Source organism: Shewanella sp. 10N.286.52.B9 (genome assembly GCF_002873635.1).
GTDB lineage: Bacteria > Pseudomonadota > Gammaproteobacteria > Enterobacterales > Shewanellaceae > Shewanella.
The window spans coordinates 78,677-102,874 of sequence record NZ_MCTY01000196.1 but is presented as its reverse complement, the minus strand read 5'-3'; the positions used below and the strand labels follow the sequence as shown (position 1 = coordinate 102,874).

Genomic DNA, 24,198 nt, shown 5'->3' with positions numbered 1-24,198 from the left:
ATTTTTAAAGTTTGTAAAAGCACTGGACTTAAAATGTTCGGTGCTTTTTTATATTTAATAGTAAGTTAAAAACAAATTGAACAATAAGCAAGGCGTGACATTAAAAGTATCGTTGTTTGTTTTTTACTTGGCTGGTGTCATAGATAAATCGAATGTTTTACTAAGAATGTTTACTATTTAACCTTTTAAAACATTTGTAATGACGAACCCTTCATTTTCTCTAGTTTTTGATGTTCTCAATTGTTGACACAGGTCAACATTTTGTGAAATGATGCGAGCGGGTCTATGCCTTAGCGGGTATAGAATAGGGAAGAAAAAACTAACAATCACAAGAGAAAGATACACTTAGTGAGTGCAACATCGGTTAACAATAAAATCGCAGTTGTTACTTTTGAGTTAAAGCTTTCTAATTCACTATAAATTGGTTGGGAACTATGTCCAAGGTAAGCAATAGAACAAAAATCGCTACTGCACTTGTTGGCGCGCTTGCATTAGCTAGCAGCAACTTCGTGATTGCAGATCCTCTAAGTGACGTACAAAAAGCAGACGGCAAAATTCATGCTGATGCTGCTGCGTCGCAAAACAAAGTTGATAAGTATTTTGATCAAGCACAAGATATGCTTTTTGAGTATGGCTCAGTTGCTGACGAACGCGAATCTTTAAAATCATACAATGACTATGTTGCCGGATTGGTTGCAGACCAACAGGCGACAATGAAACTTATCCAAGACGATATCGACGGTGTTGATGCTCTTAGACAAGGTGTTGTTCCTTTAATGTTTAAAATGGTAGACGCTTTAGAGCAATTTATCGCTTTAGACTTACCATTTAACAAAGACGCTCGTGAAGCTCGTGTTCAACGCTTAAAAGATACATTAAATAGCGCTGAAGTAACACTTGCTGAAAAGTACCGCTTGATCTTAGATGCGTATAACATTGAACGTGAATATGGTTCTAAGTTAATTGCAGAAACTGGTCAATTACAAATTGATGGTAAAGAAATTCTAGTTGATTTCTTAAACTTCGGTCGTGTAAGCCTATACGCTCAAAGCCAAGACCAAAAGTCAGCTTGGATGTATAACGCAGAAACTAAAGGTTGGGATGTGTTAGAAGATAGCTATCTTCGTAACTTAAGCAAAGCTATTAAACAGGCTCGTGGTCAAGGTGCTCCTGATCTATTCGCCTTACCAATCCCTGCTGCGGAGGCTGCACAATAATGAAAAAGTTTATTACTACAGCAATCGTTGCTGCAACTCTGTCACTAACATCAGGTATGGTTAGCGCTGCAGATGCACCAAAAACGATTGAACAACTATTAAAGCAAGTTCAAACAGACCGTGCTAATGCGACTAAAACCAATAAAAAGCGTGAAGCAGAGTTCTTAAATGAGCGTGGCGATAAAGCTGCTCTTCTTAAACGTGAAAAATCAGCGCTTGCAGCTGAAAGACAACGTGGTAAAGATCTAGCGCAAGCATTTACTGATAACGAACGTAAAATCGCACAATTAGAAGAAGATCGTAAGATTGCTTCTGGTGACTTAGGCGAAATGTTCGGTGTTGTTAAAGGTGAAGCAGGTGACTTTGCTGGTAAGTTAGTTGGTTCTAACATTACTGCACAGTTCCCTGGCCGTGATGCATTTATTGCAGAACTTGGTGCTCGTAAAGAACTTCCAAAAATTAATGAGCTAGAACAATTCTGGGAAGCTCAACTTTTTGAAATGGTCGAATCTGGTAAAGTTGTTACTTTCGATGCTGATGTAACAGGTTTAGATGGCGGTGTTACTAATACTACAGTTACTCGTGTTGGTGCATATAACTTACTTGCTGATGGCAAATACGTTGTTTACAACGCTGACCTTGGTCTAATCCAAGAGCTTTCACAGCAACCAGGTAGTGCACAAGTATCAAGTGTTAAGTCATTTACAAGTGCGACTTCTGGCTATGAAAAGCTGTTTGTTGACCCTGCACGTGGTGTGTTACTAAGTGTATTCACTCAAAAAGCGACAATCGAAGAGCGTATTGAAGCGGGTGGACCAATTGGTTACATCATCATCGGTTTACTTGTTCTTGGTGCGCTAATTTCAATTGAGCGTTTAGTTACTCTTTATATTGTTGGTGCTAAAGTTAAAGCTCAACGTAAAGATACTGCAAACCCAGGTAATAACGCATTAGGTCGTGTACTTAAAGTTTATCAAGAAAACAAAGACGTTGATGTTGAAACGCTTGAACTTAAACTTGATGAAGCTATTTTGAAAGAAACGCCAGCTCTAGAAGCACGTATTTCAATCATTAAAGTTCTAGCAGCTATCGCGCCTATGATGGGTCTACTTGGTACAGTAACCGGTATGATTGCAACCTTCCAAACAATTCAATTGTTCGGTACTGGTGATCCACGTCTAATGGCAGGTGGTATCTCTATGGCATTGATGACAACGGTACAAGGTCTTGTTGCTGCACTTCCTCTAATGCTTATGCACGCAGTTGTTATCGCTCGTAGCAAGTCAGTAGTTCAAGTTCTTGAAGAACAAAGCGCTGGTATCATTGCAGAGCACGCTGAGAAGAGGGCTGACTAATGATGCTAATCCTGATGGATGTTTGGGACTCTGTCAGGGGCTTCATGGCCACCGGAGGAGATATCCTCTGGTTGGTAGCGGCAGTGCTATTTCTAATGTGGGTGTTAATGCTTGAGCGTTTTTGGTATATCAATTTAACTGCACCAAAAGAGCATAAAGCGATTATCAACGCATGGAATAATAGAGAGGATTCAACCTCTTGGTATGCACACCGTATCCGTGAAGCTTGGGTGTCCCAAGCTAAGCAAGATATGAATGCTCGTATGCTGCTTATCAAAACATTAGTAGCCATTTGTCCAATGATTGGTCTACTAGGTACCGTAACCGGAATGATAGCAGTGTTCGATGTGATGGCAGTTCATGGTACGAGTAACGCTCGTATGATGGCGGCTGGTATTTCAATGGCAACCATGCCGACAATGGCAGGAATGGTAGCAGCACTATCAGGTGTATTTTTTAGCACTCGATTAGATGCAAAATTGAAAATTAGTCTCGAAAAGCTAAAAGATAGCTTGCCACACCACTAGAGAGAGTATTGAAAATGGCACGTAAAAAGCATTTTAGTGTAGAAGAAGAAGCACAAGTAGATATGACTCCGATGCTCGACATCGTGTTTATCATGTTGATCTTCTTTATTGTGACGACTTCGTTCATTAAGCCATCAGGTCTTGATTATAAGAAACCTGAAGCTTCTACAGCGACACAACAAAAATCTGCAAACATCTTTATTGGTGTGAGTAAGACAGGCGTAATTAAGATGGAAAACCGTCAGGTTGACATCGAGCGTGTAACAGCGAACGTAGAGCGTATGTTAGCTGAAGCACCAGAAGCGGCTGTATTAATCGAAGCAGACCAAGAAGCAGAACATGGCCTTGTAGTTAAGGTTATGGACAACGTAAAGAAAGCGGGTATCGATAAAATCTCGATTTCAGCGGGGAAAGACTAATATGCTGAGAGCAATAGTATCACTCATAGTTGGTGCTGCTGTTACTTTCGCCCTGTTTGTCTTCATGGCCTTCTTGGTCGGTGGCGGCGCTAAACGCGCCGACACTTCAACTGATTCTCCTATTATTGAGATCAGTATGGATAAGCAGGATACGAAAGTGCAGGATAAGCCTAGGGTTAAACCTAAGCCACCAGCACCACCTGAGCAACCACCGAAACCGGATACTACTCCGCCAGATACGTCATCAGATATTGATACGAATATGGCATTTAACATGAGTGGTGTTGTCGCTGGCGGTGCTAGCACAGGTTTTAAACTTGGTAACATGATGACACGTGACGGTGATGCAACACCAATTGTACGTATTGATCCTCAATACCCAATTGCTGCAGCACGTGATGGTAAAGAAGGTTATGTACAACTTTCATTTACCATCAACGAATTAGGTGGCATCGAAGACGTTAAAGTTATTAAAGCAGAACCTAAACGTATTTTTGACCGCGAAGCAGTTCGTGCGTTAAAGAAATGGAAATACAAGCCTAAAATCATTGATGGTAAGGCTATGAAGGTTCCTGGTATGACTGTACAACTTGATTTCACATTGGATAAAGGAGGTAGATAATGCGTAAAGTAAATAAAATCGCTAGTGCGTTGCTACTAACTTTGTGTGGTAGTTCGCTACTCACAGTTTCAACTGCTCAAGCAGCTGAAAAATGTCCAATTGATGAGCGTCAATCTCGTGCAGTTGGTGCTAGTGCTGGTAAGAAAGTTCAAAAAGCTTTCGAAGAATACACAGAAGGACGTTTGGACCAAGCAATTGAAATTTTGCTTGAAGTGAATACCAAAAATGATTTTGATGCAGCGTATATAGGACGAATGATCGGTTCTTTCTATGCTGAAAAAGGTCAAATGGCAACGTCAATCAAGTATTTAAAAACAGCAGTAGATGCTGACATTCTTGGTGGTACAGATCACGCAGCAACATTACGTTTGTATGCTGACTTATTACTACAAGAAAAGAAGTTTAAAGACGCTATTCCTTACTACTACAAGTGGATGGACTTTACTTGTAAAGTCGACCCTGTTGTATACCGTCGTATCGGTATTGCATACAGCGAACTTAAGCAGTGGGATAAAGTACTTGAAGTTGCCGATAAAGGACTTTCTCTAGTAGAGAAGCCTGATAAAGGCCTTTATCAAATGAAATTAACTGCATACTTCAATCAAAAGAAGTATAAAGAAGCGGTAAAGGTACTCGAAATTATGGTACCGCTGTTCCAAGACGATAAACGTTTATGGGTACAGTTAGCGCAATTTTATTTGATGACTGAAGACTATACCAAGTCATTGCAAACTTATGATTTAGCTTATAAAAATGGTTTTTTAGAAACTGACGCTAACATTACTCGATTAGCACAACTTATGTCGCAAAATGGTGCGCCGTATAACGCTGCTAAGCTTTATGAAAAGCACATGAAATCGGGAATGATTAAAGAGACTGAAAAGTCGATTAAAATCTTAGCGGGTTTCTACCATAATGCTAAAAACTTCAAGCAAGCAGCCAAATTATATGGTCAAGCTGCTGAGTTATCTGGTGATGCTGAGTTATACCTTAAACAAGGTAAAATTCTTGCTATCGCTGAAGAGCCTAAAGCTGCAATTCCTGTGTTTGAAAAAGCACTTGCAGCAGGTTTGGATGAGCCAGGTGAAGCTGAACTTGAGTTAACTTTAGCCCATTTAAGTTTGAAGCAATATAAGTCTGCTTATAAGCGCGCAAATCGTGCTGCTAAACACAGCAAAACGAAGCGCAGCGCTAACAGCTATATTTCTTATATCAAAGAAAAAGCGCGAATTAACAATATTACTTTGTAATCTGGTTAATTTGAAAAAAGCCCCTTTCAAGGGGCTTTTTTTTTGAGTCGCATTTTTAGGTATAAAGAGAATAGATTGTTATTCTCAGTTACAATTATTTGCTAACTAATAACAACTAATTGCGATACATTGTAAATAATAACTAAAAAGATAAATCATATTTTAAGGCCGCTAAATTTGTGGCTCTGACAGGGATCTGATGATGAAAAAAACATTACTGACCGTTGCTATTGCTTCTTTATTATCGCTTCAAGCATGCAGCGAGCAAACAAGTCCAAACAACTCAAGCACCGCAAGTCTACAAAGCGCGCAACAAAGTAGCCAGACAGCAGCACAAGCATATAATGCTTTAGCGGATGATTACTTTAAAGCACTGTTAGCATTAGAACCTATCTATGCAACCTATGTAGGGGTTAATGATTACAACGCTGAGTTTGGTGGTTCATTAACTGAGGCTTACCTAAAACAACGACATGAACTAAATAGTCAGTTTCTAAAACGAGCAAAATCAATTAATGCAAATGAACTTCCTGCAGATTTACAATTAAGCTTTGATATGTTCATGTATGACCGTCATATGGATCTTGTTGCCGAGTCGTATCCTGAGCATTTTATGCCAATGAATCAGTTTTACAGTACGGTTATCAGCATGATCCAATTGGGCAGTGGTGAAAGTGCCCAGCCTTTTAACACCGTTGAAGATTATAACAACTGGTTAGGTCGTCTTACAGGTTTTATCAATTGGATAGGCCTGGCTCAAGCAAGAATGGATGAGGGGATCGCCAGTAAAGTTGTGTTACCTAAAGTCTTGGTTGAACGTATTATCCCTCAGTTAGATGCTCAATTGGTTAAAGAGGCTAAGCAAAGCTTATTTTATGCACCAATTAATATCATGCCTGAAGACTTTAGTGAGCAAGATAAGACTCAATTAACAGCAGAGTACAGTAAGCTTATTCAATCTCAGTTAATTCCAGCTTTAACAGATTTAAGAAATTATTTTAAAGATAGTTATCTTTCCCACGCAAGAGCTTCTGATGGTTGGTGGGGATTACCTAATGGTAAAGAGTGGTATCAAACGCTAGCAAATAGTCATACCACCACTAAAATGCCGGTTGATGAAATTCATCAAATTGGTCTTTCAGAAGTAAAACGCATTTTAACTGAAATGGATACAGTACGTGAACAAGTTGGCTTTGAAGGTGATTTAAGCGCTTTCTTCGCATCACTTTCAAGTGATCCAGAATATTTCTTTAGTGAGCGCCAAGGCTTAATTGATGGCTATATGGCACTAAAAGATGACATCAATAAAGAGTTACCTAAATACTTTAACGTGATGCCAAAAGCTGATTATGTTGTTAAACCTGTTGAAAGCTTTAGAGAAAAATCAGCAGCAGGGGCTTCTTATCAATCTCCTGCGGTAGATGGCTCACGTCCTGGTGTGTTTTATATTAATACCTTTAATTTAAAAGCACAGCCTAAGTGGGGCATGACAACGCTTTCTTTACATGAAGCCGCGCCTGGGCATCACTTTCAAATTGCCATTAAACAAGAGTTAACCGGTATTCCTGAGTTCCAACGTTTCCAAGGTTATACTGCATTTGAAGAAGGCTGGGCATTATATGCTGAGTACTTAGGCATCGAAATGGGCTTATTCAGCGATCCTTATCAGTACTTTGGTAAGCTATCTGATGAAATGCTCCGTGCAATGCGGTTGGTGGTTGATACTGGCTTACATGCTAAAGGCTGGAGCCGTGAGCAAGCTATTCAGTATATGAAGGACAACTCGCCAATGGCAGAGTCTGACATTATTGCGGAAGTAGAACGTTATATGGCTATCCCTGGTCAGGCGTTATCTTACAAAATTGGTCAGCTGACTATTTTAAGATTACGTGCTGATGCTGAAGCCCAGCTTAGTGATAAATTTGATCTTAAGGGCTTTCATGATCAAATTTTAACAACCGGTTCGTTACCTATGGCAGTCATGGAGAAAAAAATTGCCCGCTGGATTGAATCCGAATTGGCAAAATAACCAATAACTGATAGTTTAGTAAATGTAATCTGAGTAACAAGGGAGCAATTTATGCTCCCTTTTATTTTTTATAAAAAAATGACTAATTAATGGCATCAACTGCCAAAGGAGCTATAAATGGTACAGGCAACAGCTAGGCATCTTCTTGTGAGTTCTGAAGAACAATGTGAAACGCTTAAGCAGCAAATCATAGCAGGTGCAGACTTCGCTGAAATTGCTAAAGCCCATTCATCATGTCCATCAGGTGCACAAGGTGGAGAACTTGGCTCTTTCGGTCCAGGTATGATGGTTCGTGAGTTTGATGAAGTCGTATTTAGCGCGCCTTTAAATGAAGTACAAGGCCCAGTTAAAACTCAATTTGGTTACCATTTATTAGAAGTAACCAGCAGAGGCTAAACGCCTTATGTTGATTAAGGCAGCTTAGGCTGCCTTTTTTATTGGAGGTCACCACTTAATGATTGCGTTATATACTGACAGATTAAAAATTAGAACCTTAATCAAGGAGGATTGGGACAGTTTTAACCGCCTGCATCAAAATCCTGATGTCATCCAATATATCTGTGAGCCAATGACTGAGTTAGCCATTAAACAGAAATTTAATTCAAGACTTGCACCGTGGGAGTTTGATTTAGGAGAGTGGTTAACGTTAGTGATTGAAGATATTCACACCGGTGCTTTTATTGGTTTTACAGGTTTTCATTGTGATGATGCCTTGCTAAGGCGCGCTGAGGTAGGTTATATCATAGCACCTGAGATGTCCGGTCAAGGTTACGCTACTGAAAGCTTAAACGCAGTTATTGATTGGGGGATCCATCAATTTGGGGTCCACAAGTATATTGGTATCTGTTCAACTAACAATCTCGCTTCAGCCAAGGTAATGACGGCTTGTGGTTTTATTAATGAAGGCTGCTTAAGACAAAATTATAAAATAGGCCCCGATTGGCATGATGAATTTACTTTTGGCCTACTTACTCAAGACACTCGTTAACATTTAAGTAATCAAACACCTCATATAAGCAGCCAATTTAGCCGTTATCAAAATATAATACTCAAAGCACTATTTTCTTTTGGGCTTTTATCACATAATTGACAATACAATTGAAAACCATTCTCGTTTGCACTCGTAAAACATGATCTAGGTAAAGGTTTTGCTTAGTTAGCTCATATAAAATTAGTGTAATTCATATTTATAATCCCAAGGTAACTCTTTATGAAGCTTAGTGAACTCAATCCCGGCGATAGCGCTAAGATTGCAGAGGTTGGCCAACTCTCTTTACCTCAAACAGTAAAGCGTAAATTACTCTCTATGGGCATCACTCCTCATACGTCATTTAAAATGTTACGCAGAGCGCCGATGGGTTCAGGAGTTGAATTAGATTTACGTGGTAGCCGTTTATGTATGCGCCGTGATTTAGCGGATGTTATTGAGGTAATAAAAACAAATGACTAAAGAATTTCATTGCGTCACCGTAGGTAATCCTAATGCAGGCAAGTCAACGCTGTTTAATGCATTAACGGGCTCTAATCAGCAGGTGGGTAATTGGTCTGGCGTAACGGTAGAAAAGAAAACCGGTTATTTCACTCTTGATAACACCAATATCCATTTGACGGATTTACCAGGTATTTATGATTTATTACCGGCAGGAAATAGCTGTGACTGTTCTTTAGATGAACAAATCGCCCAGCAATATCTCGCCGAACAAAGAATTGATGGCATCATCAACCTTGTGGACGCAACCAATATCGAGCGACATCTTTACCTCACAGTTCAATTAAGAGAGCTGGGTATTCCAATGGTTGTGGTGTTGAATAAAATCGATGCGGCTAAAAAATTAGGTATCGAAGTCAACCTTAAGAAAATGTCTGCAGAGCTTGGTTGCCCTGTTATTGCCGTTTGTTCAAGAGAGTCAAATGATGTTAAGCAGGTGCAAGATCAAGTCTTAAAGTTACTCAAAGGCGAAATCTCAGAGTCTGCTTTAATGCTTAATTATGATGAGCGTATTGAAGCGGGCGTGCAAACTCTGCAACAACATGCTAGCGATCTAAGTCGCGGCCGAGCACTTGCTATGCTTGGTAACGGTAATGGCTGTGGAAAATGTAATAATACTAGCTTAAAAGATGTTGTTAATGATTGTACTAAAATTGCGGAACAATCAGGTACAGACGTTGAAGTACTTGTTGCGACTACGCGTTTTGACTTTGTTGAAAAAGTATTTAGCCATTCTGTCGAAGTGGGTGAGTTTGAAAGCACCAGTGACAAGCTCGATAAATTGATTTTACATCCAGCACTCGGTGTTCCGGTGTTTTTGTTAGTGATGTATTTAATGTTCATGTTCAGTATCAATGTTGGTAGCTCGTTTATTGACTTTTTTGATATTACAGCTGGGGCTATTTTTGTCGATCATTTAGGTGCATTGTTAACCACAATTGGTGCTCCAGTATGGTTAGTGACAATTATTGCTGGCGGTATAGGTCAGGGCATTCAAACCGTGGCCACCTTTATACCGGTTATTGCAGCACTATTTCTTGCTTTATCTGTACTTGAAGCATCGGGTTACATGTCTCGTGCTGCATTTGTCGTTGATGGATTAATGAGACGCATTGGTTTACCGGGCAAAGCGTTTGTACCAATGATTGTCGGTTTTGGTTGTTCTGTACCTGCCATTATGGCAACAAGGACACTGGGTAGTGAGCGTGAAAGAATCGTTACCGGCATGATGGCGCCCTTTATGTCATGTGGTGCACGTCTTCCCGTTTATGCTTTATTTGCCGCGGCGTTCTTTCCTGATTCTGGTCAAAACTTAGTATTTTTACTTTATATCATTGGTATTTTTGCTGCTATTGGTACCGGTTTATTACTTCGCAGCACAGTATTGCCAGGTTCAAGCAGCGCGGTAGTGATGGAACTGCCAAGCTATGAAATGCCAAAAGCGAAGGCGGTTTTTTCTCGTACTGTTAAGCGTACTAAAAGCTTTATTTTAGGTGCCGGTAAAACCATTGTTATCGTGGTGACGCTGCTGAATTTTGTCAATGCAATTGGTACCGATGGTAGTTTCGGCCATGAAGACAGTAACGAGTCAGTACTAAGTGTATTAAGCCAAAAAGTAACACCATTTTTCTCACCAATGGGTGTAGAGCAAGATAACTGGCCTGCAACAGTAGGTATTATCACGGGTATATTTGCTAAAGAGGCTGTTGTAGGGACATTAAACAGCTTATATGCCACGCCAGCAGGCGAAGACGAAGAGTTAGCGAGTCTGTCTGACAGCTTTTCAGAGGCATTAAGTACTATCCCTGAAAACTTATTGGGAATTGCACCTGAAGATCCTTTATCAATTGATGTTGGAAATGTCGAAAATTTAGAAGAAGCCGCTGCAGAGCTTGAAGTTGATAGTTCAACATTCAGTGCACTGCAAGCTGGTTTCACAACCAAAATTGCAGCATTCTCATATTTGCTCTTCATCTTGCTATACACGCCTTGTGTTGCGGCAATGGGCGCATTAGTGAATGAGTTTGGTGCTAAGTGGGCTCGATTTGCTGCGCTATGGACCTTTGCATTAGCTTATGGCAGTGCAACGGTAGTATATCAAGGTGCCAACATTGCTAAGCATCCAGTGCAATCTATCGGGTGGATTTCATTCTTTTCTATTGCGCTAGTGGGCTTTTATTTCTGGCTTAAAAAGCAAGGTAAAAAGAGTCAACAGATTATCCCAGGAATTAAAATCATCACTGAATAAGAGATTTTGTGTTCAAATTAAAACCAGCATTTTACGAAATGCTGGTTTTTTGTTTTTTGAGGGTTATTTTTAGCAAACAGGCATTGTAACTCGCGTAAATCTGTAGGATCATCAAAGGTCATAAATTTCACCATCGTGCACCAAGAGGAACTCCATGAGCCAAGTGGACAACGAAGTACGTCCAAGTAACTTCATTCGTAATATTATTGATGAAGACTTAAAAAGTGGTAAACACACCAGTGTGCAAACCCGTTTTCCGCCAGAGCCAAATGGTTTTTTACACATTGGCCATGCAAAGTCTATTTGTTTAAATTTTGGCATAGCACAAGATTATCAAGGTCAATGTAACTTACGTTTTGATGATACTAACCCTGAAAAGGAAGACATCGATTATGTTCATTCTATTCAGGATGATGTACGTTGGTTAGGCTTTAAATGGTCAGGTGAAGTTCGTTATTCTTCGAATTACTTCGATCAATTACATCAATATGCGGTTGAGCTAATCTCAAAAGGTTTAGCTTATGTGTGCTTCTTAAATGCTGAAGAAACACGCGAGTACCGTGGCACATTAAAAGCACCTGGTAAAAATAGCCCTTACCGTGATACCTCAGTTGAAGAAAACTTGAACCTATTTGAAAAAATGCGTGCAGGTGAATTCAAAGAGGGTGAGTGTGCACTGCGGGCTAAAATCGATATGGCTTCACCATTCATGTGCATGCGTGATCCGGTTATTTACCGTATTCGTTTTGCTCACCATCATCAAACAGGCGATAAGTGGTGCATTTACCCAATGTACGACTTTACTCACTGTATTTCAGATGCGATTGAAAACATCACTCATTCGTTATGTACTTTAGAGTTCCAAGACAACCGTCGTTTGTATGATTGGGTGTTAGATCATTTAGATGATTTTAATCAACCAAACCGTACACGTCAGTATGAATTTTCAAGACTTAACCTTGAATACACCATGATGTCGAAACGTAAATTGAACGATTTAGTAACGCGTGAAATTGTGGCTGGTTGGGATGATCCTCGTATGCCAACTATCGCAGGTTTACGCCGTCGCGGTTATACTCCGGCGTCTATTCGTGAATTCTGCCAACGTATCGGTGTTACAAAGCAAGAAAACCTTATTGAAGGTGGCGTGCTTGATGCGTGTATTCGTGAAGAGCTCAACGAAAATGCACCTCGTGCCATGGCTGTGTTAAGACCGATTAAAGTGGTAATTGAAAACTACCCGTCGGATACACCTGAAATAATTAATGCCCCAATGCATCCGAATAAACCTGAAATGGGTACCCGCGAAATTGCATTTGGTAAAGAGTTATTCATCGATGCCGAAGACTTTAAAGAGTCTGCTAATAAGCATTTTAAGCGTTTAGTACTTGGTAAAGAAGTTCGTTTACGTAATGCTTATGTGATTAAAGCTGAACGTTTTGATCAAGATGAAGACGGTAATGTCACCACGGTTTATTGTACTTACGACAATGAAACATTGGGTAAGAACCCAAGTGATGGCCGCAAAGTTAAAGGTGTTATTCATTGGGTTGAAGCGACAACGGCCAAACCAGCTGAATTTCGTTTATACCACCGTTTATTTACTGAAGCGTCTCCAGCAGCTTTTGAAACCTTAGACGAAGTGTTAAGCGATGACTCTTTAACTGTGCTTAAGGGTGTCGCTGAAGCAAGCTTAGCCAATGCAGTGGCAGAAAAAGCGTACCAGTTTGAACGTGAAGGTTACTTCTGCGCTGATAACAAGGATTCATCAAAAGAGGCTTTAGTGTTTAACTTAACTGTGGCACTACGTGATTCTTTTGCTTAAAGTTTACCTGTAGCTTTTACTGGGGGTAGTTTATCCCTAAGTCAGTTAATAAAAATGCCAGAACAATATTGTTCTGGCATTTTTTTGGTTAATCATCAGTAGAACTGGCTTGGTTATTTGCGGAAATTAAGTGTATTGGCGCACCATCACTTAAATAGGCGGCGTCCACTTGATCAAGTTTGTTGTAACGGATCATCTGCTGGATACTATCAATATAGGCTTGGCCACGTTCGGAATATTTATCTAAAGTGGTGACTAATTTAAGGCCTGTTATCGGTTCTTTCTCATAACGTAATTGCTGTCTCATTTGTCTCAGTTTAAGGTAGGCTGCATGGGTATTGATATTTAGCATATAGCCCTCAACGGATGCTTGCGGAGTATTAAATCGTGCTAAACCGTAATTGCCTAACTCTGTTCTTTGCTTTTTAGGAGCCATGCCGTTGCCACTGAAATCCCACTGGCCAAAAAAGGCGTTACCTTCAACGGTAAATCGCGATGTCGCCCAGCCGCTTTCTTCAGCCGCTTGGGCTAGCACTAATGACGGCGGCATGATGTCTACGCGCTTAAGCAGTTGTTTTCGCAAATCTTGAGTTAATGGTGTTTGCTTATCGGGGATGACCTTGTATTTTGTTGCGATATCAATAAGCTTGTTATCGGTTAGCTCAGCCTGTTTCACCCATTTTCGCTCTAAAATAATATTTTCATTACTGAGTAATATTAATGGCGCCATTAATCTGAAAAAAACCATTTTCTTAACCTGTACAGGGATCTCATTTGAGGTTTTTTGCCAATTCTCACTCACGCTATTAAAGGTTAATCGAGGTACTTCCCTTACACCGGCATCCCAGCTTTGTTTGTTGTAATTTAACGAGTCGAATAATTCAATTAATTGATCGAGCGAGTTTAAAATAATCTCTGTTGAGGCCTTGGTTTGCGGTTTTTTAGTTGTGAGTTTGTTGTTTGCGGCATCTATATATTGATGATTAACATCTGGCTCAATTGTTGCCGTTGGAGATTTAGTCGCGTTTGTACCAGTAGTATCAGTCTCATTTTCTGTAGTGGATGGCTTAACCCAGTAGTTGATGGCAAATAAACCCGCTAGAAGCAGCAATACAAAAAGGATTTTTTGATAGGTATTTTTGGTCATATATCACCTTAGTTCAAACTCACTTTATGGGCCGAGCCATAACAAAAAAGGCGCGAAAGCGCCTTTTAAATATAGTACAAAAACATTTACTGCATCATAGGTCCTAAGCCTAAGCTCCATAATATAACGCTAGTGCCCATTAATCCGACCAATAGCACTAAACCTGCAGTAACGACTGAACTTGCGTAAATAAAGCCTTTTTCTTCAGGGATATTCATAATGATGGGGACACCAGCATAAAGTAGATATACTGAGTAGGCTAAGCCTGCAAGGCCCACTAACATCATAAACCATAACACAGGGTATAGCGCTGATATGCCAACCATAAATAATGGTGTAGCGGTATAGGCGGCTAACTCAAGTGCTTGAGTGAAGGTTGGTGCGGCATCAAAGGTTTTTGCCATCCAATAAGATAAATATGCCAGCGCAAATACGCCAGCAATGAGGCCAAAGTACATACCCACTGACATGAACATGGCGCTTTGTGGAGTGAGAAATAGTAGCTCGCCGTTAGCAGGATGCCAGCCTATATAAGCGGTTGCTACAAAACTGCACACAGCAGGAATTAAGGCGATAAGTAAGATATGACTAAGGCTGCTTTTAACTGCCTCGTGATTACGTTCAATTGTTTGCCACTCTTGTTTCGGATGAGTGTATAGCCCCATTAGGTGATTCAATATCATTGTTATTATCCTTGTTTAGCATTTCATACATAGCTCGCCAAACTTCAGACGAACTGATCATAGCCCCATATATCAATCGCCTTAATCAGTCCTACACATACTTAATGCACTCGTTACTAGTGAGCCGTTTAAGTAATAACTTCATCCCTATCGAAGCTTATCCATTAAAGGTGATTGAAATACAACTTAAGCAACTATTGTTACGCAGATGTATAGACTATTTATTGAACATTAGCGGCCATTCGTCAAGTGCTATTGTTGTTTTATCAGTATAAAAAGCTAATAAGCTCATCAGAAGTTGGCTCATGCAGTATTTTTCTCTTTAGATTGTCGATTTATATGTAAATATTCGACGTTAATGTAACTTAGTTGATGATTGTTAAATATCTATTTGCTGCTTAATGCAATCTTAGAATATGCAGATGGGTTGTCGTATCTGTTTCATTTTTTTAATACAATGGCGCCACATAAAATATTTAGTGGTACTTCAATGATGTATGAGCAGGGTTTACTTGAGCCGATTTACTCTTTTTTGAATTGTGAAACACCTGATAAGTGGATTGAAATGGCCAGCAAGCCTGAAAACTTATCCATCATTCTTCGTGATCATATGATTTGTGAGTTAAAAGCCGCCCAAAGCGCGATGTTTTTAATTAGGAAATACGCGGTGGATAAACCCAGTGCTGAGCAGTTATCCCAATGGATAAAGCCATACGAAGAGTTTGCCTATAAAAAGGTCGGCGATTTAGCCTCTCTTAAAGGAAAAAGTAACGTCAGCAAACAAATCACAGTGCGTGAAGGCTGTGTTTATGGTCAAGAGTTAGTTGATAAAATGGTATTGCTGATCAAAGAAGAATTACATCATTTCTATCAAGTAATGGAGTTGATGGAAAAAAAACAGGTACAGTATGAGCTAATAGAGGCCGGACGTTATGCCAAAGGCTTACTGAAACATGTTAAAACCTTCGAGCCAGATGCATTAGTCGATAAGTTAATTATTGGTGCACTAATTGAGGCCAGATCTTGTGAACGTTTTGCCAAACTTGCCCCGCATCTGGATGAAGAATTAAGTAAATTCTACGTATCGCTACTTCGCTCTGAAGCTCGTCACTACCAAGATTACCTGACGTTGGCCGGGTTAGTATCGGATAAAGATATTAGTGACAGAGTAAGGTTTTTGACCGAGGTTGAAGCTGAGCTTATTTTAACCCCTGATACCGATTTTAAATTCCACAGTGGTTTACCCAATTAACACTATATCCTTGCGGTATTTGAAGTCCTCAAGTTAGCAAGGGCAGTTGTTTAAGATTGGCAGTGTATTGGTCGACAATCAGTATGCTGCCTTGCTCGTACCAGTCACCAACCACAATGCGCTGCTTGTTATCGGCTAATTGATGTATTGCCGGACGGTGGGTATGGCCATGGATCATTCTTTGGCAGTTGGTTTTTAGCAGTAGGCTGTCAACGGCTGATTGCTCAACATCCATAATGGTATAGCTTTTTTGTTGATTGCTTTTTTGACTTTTTTTGCGAATATCAGCAGCGATGTTCTGTCGCGTTGATTTAGGCAAGTTACGGTAAATCCATTTCACGAATGATGAATTTCTGAAGCTTCTAAATCTTTGATAAGCCTTATCGAGCGTGCAAAGGCTATCACCATGCAAGACTACTGTTTTTATCCCATACAAATCTAACTCGACAACTTCTGGGAGTATGATCATTCCAGCTTTACGAGCAAATGATTTGCCAATCATAAAATCTCGATTACCGTGGATAAAATAAATAGGGATGCTTGTGGCGACACGTTTTAGATGGGTGGCTATTTCGTCAGTAAAGGGCTCGGCAATATCATCACTGGTCCAGACTTCAAACAAGTCACCGATGATATAAATCGCTTCAACATCAGCAAGATCTGAGTTGAGGTAGCGAATAAAAGCTTGGCTAATATCTGGGCGGTCTGCACTTAAGTGCAAATCGCCCATAAAAACAGTCTGCATTAATGATTATTCAGCAATGCTTGCACTGTTAATGATAACAGCTTCTAGTGGTACGTCTTGATGCATGCCACGGTTACCAGTGCTAACAGTTTTGATTTTCTCGACAATATCAAGACCTTCAACAACTTCAGCGAATACACAATAGCCCCAGCCTTGAGATGTTTCGGCTTTAAAGTCTAAGAAAGTGTTGTCATTCACATTGATAAAAAACTGTGATGTTGCTGAATGCGGATCAGATGTACGCGCCATCGCTAAGGTACCGACTTTGTTTGATAAGCCGTTGTTCGCTTCATTTTTAACTGCAGCATGAGGGGTTTTCTGAACCATATCTTCAGTAAAGCCACCACCTTGTACCATGAAACCATCAATCACACGGTGAAAAATAGTACCGTCGTAGAAACCTTCTTTTACGTACTTAATGAAGCTTTCAACAGTTAAAGGTGCTTTTTCAGCATTTAAAGCGATTTTGATGTCGCCCATATTTGTGTGCAAAGTGATCATATTTAATTACCTAGATAAAAATTGTTGCGCGATTCTAACTTATCTTACGTGAGGCTTAAAGTGCAGTGTTCAAAACAGTGTTGCTCATGGTAGACTTTGTGGCAATTAAATTGAGTTTTATTAAGAGTAAAAGAGAACCATCGATGTTGAAAATTTACAATAGTATGAGTCGTGAAAAGCAAGAGTTTAAACCGATTAACCCTGGCAAGATTGACATGTATGTATGTGGGATCACCATATATGATTTATGTCACATTGGTCATGGTCGTACTTTTGTGTCTTTCGATATGATAGTTCGCTACTTACGTTATAGTGGCTATGCGGTGAACTACTTACGTAACATCACCGATGTCGACGATAAAATCATTAAACGCGCCGCTGAAAATAACGAAAGTTGTGACTCACTCACTGAGCGTTTGATTGGTGAGATGCACAATGATTTTGACTCATTAAATATGCTACGCCCAGATTTCGAACCAAGAGCGACCCTGCATATTGATGAGATCATCGAAATGGTGCAGACACTCATCGCTAAAGAGCATGCTTATGTTGCTGACAATGGCGATGTGCTCTTTAGTGTGGCTTCATTTGCGGAATATGGCCGCTTATCAGGACAAAACCTTGAACAGCTTCAAGCTGGCGCGCGCGTTGAAGTGGAAGCTGCTAAACGTAATCCTATGGATTTTGTTTTGTGGAAAATGTCAAAACCTGGCGAACCAACGTGGGAGTCTCCATGGGGGCCTGGTCGTCCTGGCTGGCACATTGAATGTTCTGCAATGAATGGCAAACACTTAGGTGAAAACTTTGATATTCATGGCGGCGGTAGCGATTTACAGTTCCCACATCATGAAAACGAAATTGCGCAGTCTTGCTGTGCTCATGGCTCAAAGTATGTCAACTACTGGATGCATACTGGCATGGTGATGGTTGATAAAGAAAAAATGTCTAAATCACTGGGCAACTTCTTCACAATCAGAGATGTGTTAGAACATTACGATCCAGAAACAGTACGTTACTTCTTATTATCGGGTCACTATCGTAGCCAGCTAAATTATTCTGAAGATAATTTAAAGCAAGCTAAGTCGGCTTTAGAACGTATTTATACTTCGCTAAAAGGCTTAGATTTATCAGTTGCTCCAGCAGCTGCACCTGAGTATGTCGGTAAATTTAAACTGGCGATGGATGATGATTTTAATACACCAGAAGCCTACTCGGTTATCTTTGATATGGTACGTGAGATTAACCGTCTTAAATCAGTTGATATGGCGCAAGCCAGCGCCTTAGGTGTTAGCCTTAAGCAATTAACAGACGTGCTAGGCATTATCAGCAACGATGTTGATGTTTATTTCCAAGGCGAGGGCAGTGATGATGAAGTCGCTGAAATTGAGGCCTTGATCGTTGAACGTAATCGCGCCCGCGCTGAAAAAGATTGGCCTGCTGCAGATATCGCTAGAGATAGACTAAATGCCCTTGGGGTTATTCTGGAAGATGGCGAAAATGGTGTAACAACTTGGCGTAAAAAGTAACGTCTAAGTTTAATCCGCCATAAAAAAGCCTGCATTAGCAGGCTTTTTTAGTTAATACAATTATTAACTCTGATTAAACAAAGGTTTAGTCGTGGTAAGTCTCAGCAGCATATAAGGTATTTTCTAGTAAGCTGGCAATTGTCATCGGACCTACACCACCGGGTACTGGGGTAATGAATGCCGCTTTCTCAGCAGCAAGGTCAAATTCTACATCACCCACTAAGCGGCCATTGTCTAAGCGGTTAATGCCCACATCGATAACAATCGCACCAGGTTTAATCCAATCACCAGCAATAAAACCAGGTTTACCTACTGCAACAATCAACAAGTCAGCTTGGCGTACCTTTTGTTCAAGGTTTTTAGTAAAGCGATGACAGGTGGTCGTAGTACAGCCTGCAAGTAGTAGCTCCAATGTCATTGGTCTACCGACAATATTAGACGCGCCAACAATCGTTGCATCAAGACCATATGTATCTACACCCGTTGAGTTGATCAAGGTCATAATGCCTTTTGGCGTACATGAACGCAGCACTGGGATGCGCTGAGCAAGTCGGCCGACATTATAAGGGTGGAAACCATCAACATCTTTATCAGGGCGAATTTGCTCAATGACTTTAGATTCTTCAATGTGTGCAGGTAATGGCAGTTGCACTAAAATGCCATCAATTTTAGGGTCATCATTGCATTGATCAATTAAGGCTAACAATTCTGCTTCAGTGGCCGTGGTCTCTAAATCATATGAATAAGATTGAAAGCCGACTTCTTCACACGCGCGGCGCTTACTTCCTACATAGACTTGTGACGCAGCATCTGCACCAACTAAGATGACCGCTAAGCCAGGAATTCTTTTACCTGCTTCTTTACGGGCAAGTACTTTTTCTTTTAAAGTGGTTCGAATAGATTGAGCGATCGCTTTGCCATCAATATTTTGGGCAGTCATGGGGGTATAGTTTCCTTTATGGCGCGATAATAAGACGAAATTAACGAAGCGTATTCTATCAGTCAGCTAAAGTCATGTCATGAATATTGCCTTAGTGATTTTTTAAAAACAGAATTTTTTGTTTGTTAAAGCAGCAGCTGAACAAGTTTGTCAAAAAAATCGTTGACGATAGGAAAGTGACTCGTTAATATGCGCTCCGTTCTCACAGCGAAGGTGTTTAAAGAAAATAAACATTGTAGCATTGAACATCTCGGTGATTAGCGCAGCCCGGTAGCGCATCTCGTTTGGGACGAGAGGGTCAGAGGTTCGAATCCTCTATCACCGACCAAATTTATTTATTTGTAAAGCTTCGGTTTTATGAATAAGCTGTAAAAAGATAAGTTGTTAACCAAAGCAACTTATCACGCTAGTAGGATATACAGATTTATCTGTAAACCATGCGCCCGTAGCTCAGTTGGATAGAGCACCCGCCTTCTAAGCGGGTGGTCGCAGGTTCGAATCCTGCCGGGCGTACCAAATTATGGTGATTGTAGCTCAGTTGGTAGAGCCCCGGATTGTGATTCCGGTTGTCGTGGGTTCGAGCCCCATCAGTCACCCCAAATTTTGCATTGATAATGCACAGTTGTAGAAAAAGCGACCTAAGGTCGCTTTTTTTATGTCTAAAATACCCATTTAACCGCGTTTTCAGACTCGACTCGGCAGTAAACGGTCGCTATAATGTCGCGTCTTGATAAATATCTAATACGGATTACTACGGGTAACAGCGCTTAAACGCTGCTGTATCACTACTTTTATTAGTAAACATTAATCATCAAGAAATGAATATTTAATAGTTGAGTTTTCGACTATTACAAAGGACGTCAGACATATTTCGAGGTAAAACAATGCAAGTTTCTGTTGAAACAACTCAAGGCCTAGAACGTCGCCTAACAATTTCTGTACCTGCTGAGCAAATTGAGAAATTAGTTAAAGACAATTTATTACGTGAAGCGAAGCGTGCAAAGATCTCTGGTTTCCGTCCAGGTAAAGTACCAGTATCAGTAATCAACCAACGTTACGGTAAAGCTATCCGTCAAGATGTGACCGGTGAAGTTATGCAACGCAACTTCATTGAAGCTATCATGGCTGAAAAACTAAACCCAGCTGGCGCACCAGTATTTGCTCCTAGTAAAGCAGAAGGCGAGAACTTCGAGTTCGTTGCTACTTTTGAAATCTACCCAGAAGTTGAATTAACTGGTTTAGATGCAATCGCTGTTGAACAACCACAAGCTGAAGTTAATGACGCTGACGTTGACACCATGATTGAAACGCTTCGCAAGCAACACGCTACTTTCGCTGTAGTTGAAACTGCTGCTGAAGAAGGCAACAAAGTTAAAATGAACTTTGTTGGTTCAGTTGAAGGTGAAGAATTTGAAGGTGGCAAAGCTGACGATTTCGAACTTGAGCTTGGTAGCAACCGTATGATCCCAGGTTTTGAAACTGGCATCATTGGTCATAAAGCCGGTGAAGAATTTGAAGTTGAAGTCACTTTCCCTGAAGATTACCACGCTGAAAACTTAAAAGGTAAAGCGGCTAATTTCGTTATTACTCTTACCGAAGTTCAAGCTGCAGAATTACCAGAAGTAAATGACGAGTTCGCTTCATTATTCGGTATTGCTGAAGGTGGCCTAGAAGCCCTTAAAGCTGAAATCCGTAAAAACATGACTCGTGAACTTGATCAAGCGCTTAAAGCGAATGTTAAAGAGCAAGTTATCGAAGGCTTATTAGCTGCTAACGACATCACTATCCCTAAAGCACTTGTAGACGGTGAAGTGAATGTTCTTCGTCAACAAGCTATGCAACGTTTTGGTGGTCAAGCTGAAAACATGCCTGAGCTTCCAGCTGATCTATTCACTGAGCAAGCTGAGCGTCGCGTTAAAGTTGGTCTATTATTAGGCGAAGTAATCAAAACGAATGAACTTCAAGCTGAAGATGAGCGCGTTCAAGGTTTAATCGCTTCAATGGCTTCTGCTTACGAAGATCCAACTGAAGTTGTTGAATACTACAATGGCAACAAAGAGCTTATGCAGAACATGCGTAACGTAGCTCTTGAAGAGCAAGCTGTTGAAGTGCTATTAAAATCAGCAAAAGTAACTCTAAAAGAAGTTGCTTTTGAAGAATTTATGAACAAGGCTACAGGTAAAGCGTAACCTTCGCTTGACTTGATTGGCGGTTCGCCATTTATAATGGCTCGTATGAGGTTCTCATACGAGCCATTTTTATTTTAGGGAAAGTATAAAATGCATAAAGCGCCAGAATCTGTACTCAATGCTCTCGTACCTATGGTTGTTGAACAAACAGCAAAAGGTGAGCGTTCATATGATATTTACTCTCGTTTATTAAAAGAGCGTGTAATTTTCTTGGTTGGCCAGGTTGAAGAACACATGGCTAATTTGATCGTGGCGCAATTATTGTTCCTAGAATCAGAAAGCCCAGACAAAGATATTTCAATTTACATTAACTCGCCAGGAGGCTCTGTAACAGCCGGCATGGCGATTTATGACACCATGCAGTTTATCAAGCCAAATGTCAGTACAGTATGTATTGGTCAAGCAGCAAGCATGGGCGCTTTTTTACTTGCTGGTGGCGCAAAAGGCAAACGTCATTGTTTACCTAATTCTCGCGTGATGATCCACCAACCATTAGGCGGTTTCCAAGGTCAGGCTTCAGATATTGCAATTCATGCTCAAGAAATTCTTGGCATTAAGAACAAATTGAACCAAATGTTGGCGGAACATACCGGTCAACCAATGGAAATCATTGAACGTGATACTGACCGTGATAACTTCATGAGTGCTCAAGAAGCAGCCGATTATGGTTTAGTTGATTCAGTTTTTGAAAAGCGTAGCTGATCTTTACGCCTGAGTGCGCTATTCTTTGAAGAATAGAGTATTAAAATATAAGACTGTGTTTGTGCATTTAAACAGTACAGATGGTTTTCTACAGACAGTGTCTAGGCTGTAACAGAGGTAGAGTTAATGGGCGATAACAAAAATTCCGGTGACAGCGGTAAGCTGCTGTACTGCTCTTTTTGCGGGAAAAGCCAACATGAAGTTAGAAAGCTAATTGCTGGACCTTCAGTATATGTTTGTGACGAATGTGTCGAGTTATGTAATGACATAATTCGTGAAGAGATAAAAGAAATTTCGCCTAAACGCGATCAAGACCAATTACCAACGCCACACGAATTACGTAATCACCTCGATGATTACGTCATTGGTCAGAATCAGGCAAAAAAGGTGCTATCGGTAGCGGTTTATAATCACTATAAGCGCTTACGTAATGGTACGCCGATTGAAGGTGTTGAGCTTGGTAAAAGTAATATCTTACTTATTGGGCCTACAGGTAGTGGTAAAACATTACTGGCTGAAACCTTAGCGCGTTCACTTGATGTGCCGTTTACTATGGCTGATGCAACCACATTAACTGAAGCAGGTTATGTGGGTGAAGACGTTGAAAACATTATTCAGAAACTCCTGCAAAAATGTGATTACGACGTTGAAAAAGCGGAACGTGGTATTGTTTACATCGATGAAATCGACAAGATTAGTCGTAAATCTGACAATCCTTCTATAACTCGTGATGTATCGGGTGAAGGTGTTCAGCAGGCGTTACTAAAACTAATTGAAGGTACTGTTGCTTCTGTGCCACCTCAAGGTGGTCGTAAGCATCCACAACAAGAGTTTTTGCAAGTTGATACTTCAAAGATCTTATTTATTTGTGGTGGTGCTTTTGCTGGGCTTGAAAAAGTTATTGAGCAACGTGGCTTAACAGGTACTGGTATCGGTTTTGGCGCTGAAGTTAAAGGTGATGCAGATAAAGCGACTATCTCGCAAACATTAGGTAAGGTTGAACCAGAAGATTTAATTAAATTTGGTTTGATCCCTGAGTTTATCGGTCGTTTACCTGTTGTTGCGACGCTAACTGAATTAGATGAATCTGCATTGGTTCAAATCTTATCTCAACCTAAAAATGCACTTACTAAGCAATATGGTGCCTTATTTGAGATGGAAGATGTTGAGTTAGAGTTCCGCGAAGATGCGCTTAAAGCCATTGCTCATAAAGCAATGACCCGTAAAACCGGTGCTCGTGGACTTCGTTCAATTATCGAAGATATTTTACTCGATACCATGTATGACATCCCTTCAGTGGAAGGCGTGATTAAGGCCGTTGTTGATGAGTCTGTAGTAAAAGGCGAATCCGCACCAATCCTAATTTACGAAAATGCCGAAAGCCAAGTTGCTGGTGGTGAACAATAAATAGACGATTTAGTCTTTTATTAAAAATAAGGAGTCCATTGGGCTCCTTTTTTCGTATTAACCATTGAAAGTTTGAGAAACATCCCAATATACTGACTTATAAAATCCATTCATCAAACGGAATC

Annotated in this window: 22 protein-coding genes and 3 tRNA genes; 20 read left to right on the top strand and 5 right to left on the bottom strand. The window is 40.4% G+C overall.

Annotated features, from left to right (window positions below; all coding sequences use genetic code 11):
* Nucleotides 1-434 precede the first annotated feature (434 nt).
* From BCU91_RS15340 to glnS, 12 genes are all read left to right on the top strand, one after another.
* Entirely contained in the window at nucleotides 435-1,217 is a 783-nt protein-coding gene (locus tag BCU91_RS15340; RefSeq protein WP_102436074.1) for a DUF3450 domain-containing protein, read from the top strand.
* Nucleotides 1,217-2,572 (top strand): MotA/TolQ/ExbB proton channel family protein, encoded by a 1,356-nt coding sequence (locus BCU91_RS15335; protein WP_102476363.1) that lies wholly within the window; start codon nucleotides 1,217-1,219, stop codon nucleotides 2,570-2,572. Before BCU91_RS15340 ends, BCU91_RS15335 begins: the two co-directional genes overlap by 1 nt.
* On the top strand, nucleotides 2,572-3,099 hold the full coding sequence (locus BCU91_RS15330; RefSeq protein ID WP_076537019.1) for a MotA/TolQ/ExbB proton channel family protein: 528 nt from the start codon (nucleotides 2,572-2,574) through the stop codon (nucleotides 3,097-3,099). Before BCU91_RS15335 ends, BCU91_RS15330 begins: the two co-directional genes overlap by 1 nt.
* A 14-nt stretch (nucleotides 3,100-3,113) precedes the next feature.
* A complete protein-coding gene (locus BCU91_RS15325) occupies nucleotides 3,114-3,518 on the top strand; it encodes a biopolymer transporter ExbD (RefSeq protein WP_076537018.1) in 405 nt (134 codons plus the stop codon).
* Between the two features lies 1 nt (nucleotide 3,519).
* Nucleotides 3,520-4,140: an energy transducer TonB gene (locus BCU91_RS15320; protein ID WP_076537016.1), complete on the top strand. Its 621-nt coding sequence runs from the start codon at nucleotides 3,520-3,522 to the stop codon at nucleotides 4,138-4,140.
* Complete coding sequence (locus BCU91_RS15315; RefSeq protein ID WP_102519798.1) at nucleotides 4,140-5,390, top strand: tetratricopeptide repeat protein; 1,251 nt, start codon at nucleotides 4,140-4,142, stop codon at nucleotides 5,388-5,390. Before BCU91_RS15320 ends, BCU91_RS15315 begins: the two co-directional genes overlap by 1 nt.
* 202 nt (nucleotides 5,391-5,592) lie before the next feature.
* Nucleotides 5,593-7,419 (top strand): DUF885 domain-containing protein, encoded by a 1,827-nt coding sequence (locus BCU91_RS15310; RefSeq protein ID WP_102531827.1) that lies wholly within the window; start codon nucleotides 5,593-5,595, stop codon nucleotides 7,417-7,419.
* Between the two features lie 117 nt (nucleotides 7,420-7,536).
* The gene (locus BCU91_RS15305; RefSeq protein ID WP_076537011.1) at nucleotides 7,537-7,815 is read left to right on the top strand and encodes a peptidylprolyl isomerase; all 279 of its coding nucleotides are present in this window, start codon (nucleotides 7,537-7,539) and stop codon (nucleotides 7,813-7,815) included.
* A gap of 58 nt (nucleotides 7,816-7,873) precedes the next feature.
* A complete protein-coding gene (locus BCU91_RS15300) occupies nucleotides 7,874-8,407 on the top strand; it encodes a GNAT family N-acetyltransferase (RefSeq protein WP_102476361.1) in 534 nt (177 codons plus the stop codon).
* Between the two features lie 222 nt (nucleotides 8,408-8,629).
* Entirely contained in the window at nucleotides 8,630-8,869 is a 240-nt protein-coding gene (locus BCU91_RS15295) for a FeoA family protein (RefSeq protein ID WP_102531826.1), read from the top strand.
* Complete coding sequence (feoB, locus tag BCU91_RS15290; RefSeq protein WP_102531825.1) at nucleotides 8,862-11,156, top strand: Fe(2+) transporter permease subunit FeoB; 2,295 nt, start codon at nucleotides 8,862-8,864, stop codon at nucleotides 11,154-11,156. The genes BCU91_RS15295 and feoB overlap by 8 nt, the downstream gene beginning before the upstream one ends.
* Before the next feature lie 154 nt (nucleotides 11,157-11,310).
* Complete coding sequence (glnS, locus tag BCU91_RS15285) at nucleotides 11,311-12,981, top strand: glutamine--tRNA ligase (RefSeq protein ID WP_102531824.1); 1,671 nt, start codon at nucleotides 11,311-11,313, stop codon at nucleotides 12,979-12,981.
* Between the two features lie 88 nt (nucleotides 12,982-13,069).
* On the opposite strand, the gene BCU91_RS15280 is transcribed toward glnS, so the two are convergent.
* The gene (locus tag BCU91_RS15280) at nucleotides 13,070-14,128 is read right to left on the bottom strand and encodes a glucosaminidase domain-containing protein (protein WP_102531823.1); all 1,059 of its coding nucleotides are present in this window, start codon (nucleotides 14,126-14,128) and stop codon (nucleotides 13,070-13,072) included.
* A gap of 86 nt (nucleotides 14,129-14,214) precedes the next feature.
* Nucleotides 14,215-14,811 carry a Yip1 family protein gene (locus BCU91_RS15275; protein WP_102440512.1) on the bottom strand — a complete coding sequence of 199 codons (597 nt, stop codon included), beginning with the start codon at nucleotides 14,809-14,811 and terminating at the stop codon, nucleotides 14,215-14,217.
* A 490-nt stretch (nucleotides 14,812-15,301) separates the two neighbouring features.
* Between BCU91_RS15275 and miaE the strand changes: the two genes are divergently transcribed.
* The gene (gene miaE, locus BCU91_RS15270) at nucleotides 15,302-16,063 is read left to right on the top strand and encodes a tRNA isopentenyl-2-thiomethyl-A-37 hydroxylase MiaE (RefSeq protein WP_198590482.1); all 762 of its coding nucleotides are present in this window, start codon (nucleotides 15,302-15,304) and stop codon (nucleotides 16,061-16,063) included.
* A gap of 28 nt (nucleotides 16,064-16,091) precedes the next feature.
* Here the strand turns inward: miaE and BCU91_RS15265 are convergent, their stop codons facing one another.
* Both BCU91_RS15265 and BCU91_RS15260 read right to left on the bottom strand, forming a co-directional pair.
* Nucleotides 16,092-16,808: a UDP-2,3-diacylglucosamine diphosphatase gene (locus tag BCU91_RS15265; RefSeq protein WP_102476356.1), complete on the bottom strand. Its 717-nt coding sequence runs from the start codon at nucleotides 16,806-16,808 to the stop codon at nucleotides 16,092-16,094.
* Nucleotides 16,809-16,814: 6 nt separating this feature from the next.
* Nucleotides 16,815-17,309 (bottom strand): peptidylprolyl isomerase, encoded by a 495-nt coding sequence (locus BCU91_RS15260; protein ID WP_102519804.1) that lies wholly within the window; start codon nucleotides 17,307-17,309, stop codon nucleotides 16,815-16,817.
* A 143-nt stretch (nucleotides 17,310-17,452) separates the two neighbouring features.
* Between BCU91_RS15260 and cysS the strand changes: the two genes are divergently transcribed.
* Nucleotides 17,453-18,835, top strand: a complete 1,383-nt coding sequence (gene cysS / locus BCU91_RS15255) for a cysteine--tRNA ligase (protein ID WP_102476355.1) — start codon at nucleotides 17,453-17,455, stop codon at nucleotides 18,833-18,835.
* An 85-nt stretch (nucleotides 18,836-18,920) separates the two neighbouring features.
* Here cysS and folD read toward each other — a convergent pair whose 3' ends face one another.
* On the bottom strand, nucleotides 18,921-19,775 hold the full coding sequence (gene folD / locus BCU91_RS15250; RefSeq protein WP_102476354.1) for a bifunctional methylenetetrahydrofolate dehydrogenase/methenyltetrahydrofolate cyclohydrolase FolD: 855 nt from the start codon (nucleotides 19,773-19,775) through the stop codon (nucleotides 18,921-18,923).
* A 251-nt stretch (nucleotides 19,776-20,026) separates the two neighbouring features.
* On the opposite strand from folD, the gene BCU91_RS15245 reads away from it, so the two are divergent.
* The 6 genes from BCU91_RS15245 (at nucleotide 20,027) to clpX (ending at nucleotide 24,073) form a co-directional block, all read left to right on the top strand.
* A tRNA-Pro gene (locus BCU91_RS15245) sits at nucleotides 20,027-20,103 on the top strand.
* A gap of 111 nt (nucleotides 20,104-20,214) precedes the next feature.
* Nucleotides 20,215-20,291: transfer RNA gene (locus BCU91_RS15240), tRNA-Arg, on the top strand.
* 7 nt (nucleotides 20,292-20,298) lie between these two features.
* A tRNA-His gene (locus BCU91_RS15235) sits at nucleotides 20,299-20,374 on the top strand.
* Nucleotides 20,375-20,659: 285 nt separating this feature from the next.
* Nucleotides 20,660-21,964: a trigger factor gene (tig, locus tag BCU91_RS15230; RefSeq protein WP_102440517.1), complete on the top strand. Its 1,305-nt coding sequence runs from the start codon at nucleotides 20,660-20,662 to the stop codon at nucleotides 21,962-21,964.
* Between the two features lie 90 nt (nucleotides 21,965-22,054).
* A complete protein-coding gene (gene clpP, locus BCU91_RS15225) occupies nucleotides 22,055-22,666 on the top strand; it encodes an ATP-dependent Clp endopeptidase proteolytic subunit ClpP (protein ID WP_076536986.1) in 612 nt (203 codons plus the stop codon).
* Between the two features lie 126 nt (nucleotides 22,667-22,792).
* A complete protein-coding gene (gene clpX, locus BCU91_RS15220) occupies nucleotides 22,793-24,073 on the top strand; it encodes an ATP-dependent protease ATP-binding subunit ClpX (RefSeq protein ID WP_076536985.1) in 1,281 nt (426 codons plus the stop codon).
* The last annotated feature ends 125 nt before the right edge of the window (nucleotides 24,074-24,198 follow it).